8 protein-coding genes and 1 tRNA gene are annotated in these 6,658 nt (G+C 72.2%); 5 read left to right on the top strand and 4 right to left on the bottom strand.

Going from position 1 to position 6,658, the window contains the following annotated elements:
• Positions 1-8 precede the first annotated feature (8 nt).
• Positions 9-377 carry a zinc ribbon domain-containing protein YjdM gene (locus tag QIS96_RS36070; protein WP_282547091.1) on the bottom strand — a complete coding sequence of 123 codons (369 nt, stop codon included), beginning with the start codon at positions 375-377 and terminating at the stop codon, positions 9-11.
• 154 nt (positions 378-531) lie between these two features.
• Between QIS96_RS36070 and QIS96_RS36065 the strand changes: the two genes are divergently transcribed.
• The 5 genes from QIS96_RS36065 (at position 532) to QIS96_RS36045 (ending at position 3,973) form a co-directional block, all read left to right on the top strand.
• A complete protein-coding gene (locus QIS96_RS36065) occupies positions 532-873 on the top strand; it encodes an ArsR/SmtB family transcription factor (protein WP_282547090.1) in 342 nt (113 codons plus the stop codon).
• A gap of 95 nt (positions 874-968) precedes the next feature.
• Positions 969-2,681, top strand: coding sequence for a SulP family inorganic anion transporter (locus QIS96_RS36060; protein WP_282547093.1), 1,713 nt, complete (start codon positions 969-971; stop codon positions 2,679-2,681).
• Entirely contained in the window at positions 2,678-3,097 is a 420-nt protein-coding gene (locus QIS96_RS36055) for a pyridoxamine 5'-phosphate oxidase family protein (RefSeq protein WP_282547089.1), read from the top strand. Before QIS96_RS36060 ends, QIS96_RS36055 begins: the two co-directional genes overlap by 4 nt.
• A 43-nt stretch (positions 3,098-3,140) precedes the next feature.
• Entirely contained in the window at positions 3,141-3,551 is a 411-nt protein-coding gene (locus QIS96_RS36050) for an STAS domain-containing protein (protein ID WP_282547088.1), read from the top strand.
• A gap of 65 nt (positions 3,552-3,616) precedes the next feature.
• Positions 3,617-3,973 carry an ArsR/SmtB family transcription factor gene (locus QIS96_RS36045; RefSeq protein WP_282547087.1) on the top strand — a complete coding sequence of 119 codons (357 nt, stop codon included), beginning with the start codon at positions 3,617-3,619 and terminating at the stop codon, positions 3,971-3,973.
• A 110-nt stretch (positions 3,974-4,083) separates the two neighbouring features.
• Here QIS96_RS36045 and QIS96_RS36040 read toward each other — a convergent pair whose 3' ends face one another.
• From QIS96_RS36040 to QIS96_RS36030, 3 genes are all read right to left on the bottom strand, one after another.
• Complete coding sequence (locus tag QIS96_RS36040) at positions 4,084-5,001, bottom strand: choice-of-anchor P family protein (protein WP_282547086.1); 918 nt, start codon at positions 4,999-5,001, stop codon at positions 4,084-4,086.
• A gap of 241 nt (positions 5,002-5,242) precedes the next feature.
• Positions 5,243-5,316: transfer RNA gene (locus QIS96_RS36035), tRNA-Pro, on the bottom strand.
• 371 nt (positions 5,317-5,687) lie between these two features.
• Positions 5,688-6,626 (bottom strand): metallophosphoesterase, encoded by a 939-nt coding sequence (locus QIS96_RS36030; protein WP_282547085.1) that lies wholly within the window; start codon positions 6,624-6,626, stop codon positions 5,688-5,690.
• Positions 6,627-6,658 lie beyond the last annotated feature (32 nt).

Raw genomic sequence — 6,658 nt, 5'->3', positions numbered from 1 at the left:
CTCCACCGTCAAGCCTTCTTGACCACGCTGGACTTGAGCTGCATGGCGCCGAAGCCGTCGACCTTGCAGTCGATGTCGTGGCCGTCCACGGCGTTCTCGATGAGGCGGATGCCGCGCACCTTCGTGCCGGCCTTGATGCCGGACGGGCTGCCCTTGACCTTGAGGGTCTTGATCACGGTCACCGTGTCGCCGTCCGCGAGGACGTTGCCCACCGCGTCCTTGACGACGTTCTGTCCGGCGGCCGCGTCCTCCGTCTCGGCGGCTGCGGGGGACCACTCGTGGCCGCATTCGGGGCAGACGAGCAGGGCGCCCATCTCGTAGGCGTAGGCGCCGGAGCACTGGGGGCAGGGGGGAAGGGTCTCAGGGGTCTCAGTCACGGGGCCAGCCTAGAAAACAAGTAGCTGAATTGCGAAATTATGCAATTCGTTAGATGGTGTGCGGACCGTGCCCGCGGCCGTCGCACGGTGTCGCAGACGGTCGCGGGCCCGGCTGAGTGCGCCCCGCCGGGCGCGGGTACCAGGGAGAGGGCACGTGTCGGTTCCGCTGTATCAGGCCAAGGCCGAGTTCTTCCGGATGCTCGGTCACCCCGTGCGGATAAGGGTCCTGGAGCTGTTGCAGGAGGGGCCGGCGCCGGTGCGGGACCTGCTCGCGGAGATCGAGGTGGAACCCGCCGCGCTGTCGCAGCAGCTCGCGGTGTTGCGCCGCTCCGGCATCGTCAGCTCCCGCCGCGAGGGCTCGACCGTCGTCTACGCGCTGGCGGGCGGCGACGTGGCCGATCTGATGCGGGCCGCCCGCCGGATCCTGACCGAGATGCTCTCCGGGCAGAACGAACTCCTCGCCGAGCTGCGGGAATCCGAGGTCGCGACCTCGTGAGCACGCCCGTCGACCCTCGGCCCGGCTCCCGTGCGGCTGCCCCTGTCCGCGCGCCCCTGCGCGCACTGCTTCCCACGCGTTCCGACCTCGCCGAGATGGGGCGCTCCCCGCGCCGCGACCTGCTGGCCGGTCTCACGGTCGCCATCGTGGCGCTGCCGCTCGCCCTGGGCTTCGGCGTCTCCTCCGGGCTCGGCGCCGAAGCGGGCCTCGCCACCGCCGTGGTGGCCGGCGCCCTGGCCGCGCTCTTCGGCGGCTCGAATCTGCAGGTCAGCGGCCCGACCGGCGCGATGACCGTCGTACTGGTGCCGATCGCCGCGCGGTACGGCCCCGGCGGCGTGCTGACGGTCGGCCTCCTCGCCGGCCTCATGCTCGTCGCGCTCGCCGCTGCCCGCGCGGGCAAGTACATGCAGTACGTGCCCGCCCCCGTCGTCGAGGGCTTCACCCTCGGCATCGCCGGCGTCATCGGCCTCCAGCAGGTGCCGAACGCCCTGGGCGTCGACAAACCCGAGGGCGAGCAGGTCCTGGCCGTCACCTGGCGGGCCGTCGAGGAGTTCGCGCAGGCCCCGAACTGGACCGCCGTCGGCCTCGCCCTGGGCGTGGCCGCGCTGATGCTGGTCGGGGCGCGGCTGCGGCCCGCCGTCCCGTTCTCCATCGTCGCCGTGATCGTCGCGACGCTCGTGGCGCAGGGCTTCCACCTGGACGCCGCGCCGCCGATCGGGGCCCTGCCCGCCGGCCTCCCCGCTCCCTCGCTCGCCTTCCTCGACCTCGGCGCGCTCGGCACGCTGCTGCCGTCGGCGGTGGCCGTGGCCGCGCTCGCCGCGCTGGAGTCGCTGCTCTCCGCGTCCGTCGCCGACGGCATGACGGTCGGTCAGAAGCACGACCCCGACCGGGAGTTGTTCGGCCAGGGCCTCGCCAACATCGCCGCCCCGCTCTTCGGCGGCGTACCGGCGACGGGCGCCATCGCGCGTACCGCGGTCAACGTCCGTACGGGTGCGGGCTCGCGGCTCGCAGCACTCACTCACGCCGCCGTGCTCGCCGTGATCGTGTTCGCCGCCGCGCCGCTCGTCTCGAAGATCCCCCTCGCGGCGCTCGCGGGTGTCCTGCTCGCCACCGCGGTACGCATGGTCGAGGTCGGCTCCCTGCGGGCCATGGCCAGGGCGACCCGCTCCGACGCCGTCATCCTCGTCCTGACCGCCGCCGCCACGCTCGCCCTCGACCTGGTCTACGCGGTGGTCATCGGCCTGGCTGTCGCCGCACTGCTCGCCCTGCGCGCGGTCGCGGGCCAGGCGCGGATGGACGAGGTGCCGCTCGACCGCGGCGACCACAGCGCCGAGGAACACGCCCTGCTCGCCGAGCACATCGTCGCGTACCGGATCGACGGCCCGCTGTTCTTCGCGGCCGCGCACCGCTTCCTGCTCGAACTCAGCGAGGTCGCGGACGTACGCGTGGTCGTGCTGCGGATGTCCCGCGTCACGACGATGGACGCGACCGGGGCGCTCGTCCTCAAGGACGCCGTACAGAAGCTGAACCGCCGCGGCATCGCCGTCATGACCTCCGGGATAAGGCCAGGTCAGCGCCAAGTCCTGGAATCCGTCGGCGCGTTGGAGCTGCTGCGGCACGAGGGGCGCGAGTACGCCACCACGCCCGAGGCCATCGCCGGCGCCCGCGCCCACCTGCACCGCACGGGCGTCCTGCCCGCCCCGGCCCCCGCCCCGGCCCCCGCCCCGGCCTCCGCCCAGGCCTCCGCCCAGGCCTCCGCCCAGGCCTCCGCCCCGGCCCCCGCCGACCGTGAGGAGGCTGCCCGATGAGCACCACCCCCGACACGACGGCCCGCATGGTCGAAGTCTCCGGCGCCGAGGCGCTCTGGCTGCTCGAAGGCAGCACGCTGGGCAGACTCGTGTACGTCCAACGGGAGCGCGCCGTCGTCCGCCCCGCCCGGCACCTCTGGGGCGTGGGCCGCCTGGTCGTCCGCACGCCGGCGGCGCTCGGAGCCCTGCCGTCGTCTGTCTCGTACCACGTCGACGAGGTGGACGCGGAGACCGGCGAGGGCTGGACGGTCACCGCCACCGGGCCCTTCGACCTGGTCACCGACCCGCACGAGGCCGCCCACTACCGCCGCGCCCTGCCCGGCTGGACGCACGGCCCGCACGACACGTTCCTGCGCCTGCGCCCCCAGACGATCACCGGTTTCCGGCTCGGGGCGACGGCGGACGACGCGCGGTGAAGCCCTCCGCCACCGCACCACCACAGGAAAGTTGACGACCACCATGACCATCGAATGGCGCTACCGCATCGAGCAGGATCTGGGCATCCTCTCCGTCGCCGGCCACCTCGGCCCCGAGGCGGCCCACCGGTTCAACGGCGCGGTCGGCTGGGTCCTGGCCCGAGGCGCCGGGCCGGTCGTCCTCGACCTGACGGAACTGCGCAGCTGGTCCACGGAGGGCCAGCTCGCCATCGTCACGGCGGCCCGTCGGCTCGCGGACGGCGGCCGCACGCTGGAGCTCGCCGCGATTCCGGCGGACGGCTCCCTCGTACCGGACAGCGACGGCCCCGCCATCCCCGTCCACTGCGACCTGCCCACCGCCCTCGCCGCCCACCGCGACCGCACCGCCACCACCACCGCCGCCACCGACGACGAGTCGACGCGGGAGTGGCGCACAGAGGGCTGGACCGCCTGACGGCCCGCCCCACCCGCGGGGGAAGATGACCCCATGGTGAAGTCTGTACGCGGGAGGCGGGGGCGATGAGCGCGCCGCTGTACCAACTCAAGGCGGAATTCTTCAAGACGCTGGGCCACCCGGCCCGTATCCGCGTCCTGGAACTGCTCAGCGAGCGCGAGCACGCGGTGGCGGAGATGCTCCCCGAGGTGGGCATCGAACCCGCCCACCTCTCCCAGCAGTTGGCGGTGCTGCGCCGAGCCAACCTGGTCGTCACCCGCAAACAGGGCTCGACCGTCTACTACTCCCTCACCAGCCCCCACGTGGTGGACCTCCTGCGCGTGGCCCGCACCATCCTCTCCGGCCTCTTGACCAACCAGGCGGAACTCCTCGCGGACCTGCAGTCGGACTCGGCGAAGCCGCAGCCACCTAGGCCCAAGTAGCGGCCCCGACCACACCCGTGCGGGAGGCGCGAGGCGGTGACCGGGCGGGCCGGCCGTGTTGCCCGTTACGGCGTCGGATCCACCACATGCGAACGGCTTCGCCACCTGCCTCACAGCTCGATCGGCGCCTCTCCGCTGCCTGCCTCATCGGCTGGGTGGGCCCGGGTGAGCAGCCGTTCCTCCAACATCGTGGCGTAGATCCCTGCCTGAGTGGCGGGTGGGTGGCTGGGCGGCCAGATCCGGCGCCGGTACGAGAAGCGGCGGCCCCGGAACGAGACGACAGCGATGGCGTGGATCGCCGGCAGCCCGCCCTCGCCCACGGCGCGGACAGCGGCCAGGTTCTCCAACTGCCCTCCCCGGCGGGCGAACAGGTCGTCGAGCGCAGGCCCGGCCCGCCGCAGGAACTCTTCGAGGTACTCCTGCGGCGTGCCGTGGGGCCCGTCATGGGGCCCGTCGTCAGCCACCGCAGTTGTGCATGGCGCTGTTCGCGGCGGCCAGGACCAACTCGCCTGCTCCGCTGGCGAGTTCGACGCGGAGTCCGTTGACGGCCAGGCCACTGCTGTCGGCGGCCCCTTCGACGACCTCTGCTCGTTCACGATGAGGCGTGCACCTCCGTCCAGTGCCAGTTCGTTGCTGGGCTCTGTGGATACGTTGACCGGTTGCCCGGCGATCTTCAAGGTGAGCCTTGTGCTGCCGGTGGCCTTGCCGCACTGGGCGGACGACGTTGGCGTGAGCCCGGAGATCTCGATGACCGGCAGGCCCGGCAGCCCGACCTTCGCGTTGGCCACGGTGGAGGTCGCGGTCGCCTTGCCCGGTGCGAGCGTGATCACGACCTCGGGGCAGAGCTTCTCCACGTTGATGAGGAGCGAGCTGTAGGTGGCGGCGCAGGGCGTCGACGTGGTCGAGGCGTCTGCCGTACGGATGCGACCGGTGTCGGGCTGCGGCTCGGCGCCGAGCAGCGGCAGGCTCCCCAGGTCGGCCTGGGCGGACAGCGCGTACGCCCGGCCGGTCGCGTACTGGAGCTTCAACTCGGCCGACGGTCACGGCGACGTTCGCGGGCGACTCCTTGTACCTCGGCTCCGACACCTCACGATCGCGCACAACGGCGAGGCGAGGGGGGAGAGCCGATCTGCGGCCCAACGGTTGGAACCCTCTGACTCTGGCACCCCCGAACAAGATCGTCTCCGAGATTTCTCCCCAACGATCACCGGAGACGCAGCAAGGGCCCGATCCGTTTCCGGATCAGGCCCTTGACCTGCTACCTAGCTGTCGGGGTGGCGGGATTTGAACCCACGACCTCTTCGTCCCGAACGAAGCGCGCTGCCAAGCTGCGCTACACCCCGATGTCGCTGCTGTGGTGACCACGTCGCGGCGACATCGATTACTTTAGCGGACCGTCGCCCGTAGACGAAATCCGGTTTCGGTGAGGGCCCGAGGCGGGGCGGATCCGGACCAGGCCGACGAGGGTGCGGGCAGGTGGTGGACGAGGCCGGTGATAGCGATGAAGAGGGGGGTCGTGCGGGCCCCGCCGACCCTCAGCCGGCGCCCCGCCCGCCCCAAACAGGGCCCCGCCGGCGCCCCGCCCGCCCAAAACCGGGCCCCGCCGACGCCCCGCCCGCCCCAAACAGGGCCCCGCCCGCCTCAGCCGACGCCCGCCGGCCTCATCCGACGCCCCGCTACGAGATCGGACGGCCCCAGACGTGCCAGTCCGGCCTCAGACGTGCCAGTCCGACCGAGGTGTGAGGGTCAGCAGGGTCGCCTCGGGTGGGCAGGCGAAGCGGACCGGGGTGTATCGGTTGGTGCCGCAGCCTGCCGAGACGTGCAGGTAGGAGTCGTGGCCGCCGGCCGTGTGCCGGGAGAGGCCCTTGACCCGGTCCGTGTCCAGGTCGCAGTTGGTGACCAGCGCGCCGTAGAAGGGGATGCAGAGCTGGCCGCCGTGGGTGTGCCCGGCGAGGACCAGCTCGTACCCGTCGGCGGTGAACGCGTCGAGGGAGCGGATGTACGGGGCGTGCACCACGCCGATGGAGAAGTCCGCGCCCGACTCGGGACCGCCGGCCACGCGTGCGTACCTGTCGCGCTTGATGTGCGGGTCGTCCACGCCGGTGAGGCCGATCTCGTACCCGTCGATCTTCAGCGTGCCGCGGGCGTTGTTGAGGCCGACCCAGCCCGCCGCGTCGAAGGCGTCGCGGAGCTCTTCCCAGGGGTTGTGGACGACGCCGACGGCGGGAGCGTTGCCGTTGAGGCCGTGCCGGCCCTGCAGTTTCTCGATCAAGTACCGGGCGGGGTTGCGGAGTTTGGGGCCGTAGTAGTCGTTGGAGCCGAAGACGTACGCACCGGGGAAGTCCATCAGCGGGCCGAGCGCGTCCAGGGCCTCGGGCACGCCCTCCGGGTCGGAGAGGTTGTCGCCGGTGTTGATGACGAAGTCGGGGCGCAGGCCGGCGAGGGACTGCAGCCAACGCTGCTTCTTGCGCTGGCCGCTGACCATGTGGATGTCGGAGACCTGCAGCACGCGCAACGGCCGCATCCCGTCGGGGAGTACCGGGACCGTGACCCGTCGGAGCCGGAAGGAGCGGGCCTCGAACCCGGCCGCGTACACCACACCGGCGGCCGTGGCCGCGGTGATTCCCAGAGGTACTCCGTATCGCGCGCGCATACGTCCATCGTTGCAGAAGCGCCGCGGAAGTC

This window comes from Streptomyces cavernicola, from assembly GCF_029968035.1.
Classification (GTDB): domain Bacteria; phylum Actinomycetota; class Actinomycetes; order Streptomycetales; family Streptomycetaceae; genus Streptomyces; species Streptomyces cavernicola.
Note: the sequence above shows the minus strand (reverse complement) of the source record. Positions and strands in the feature narration are given on the sequence as shown.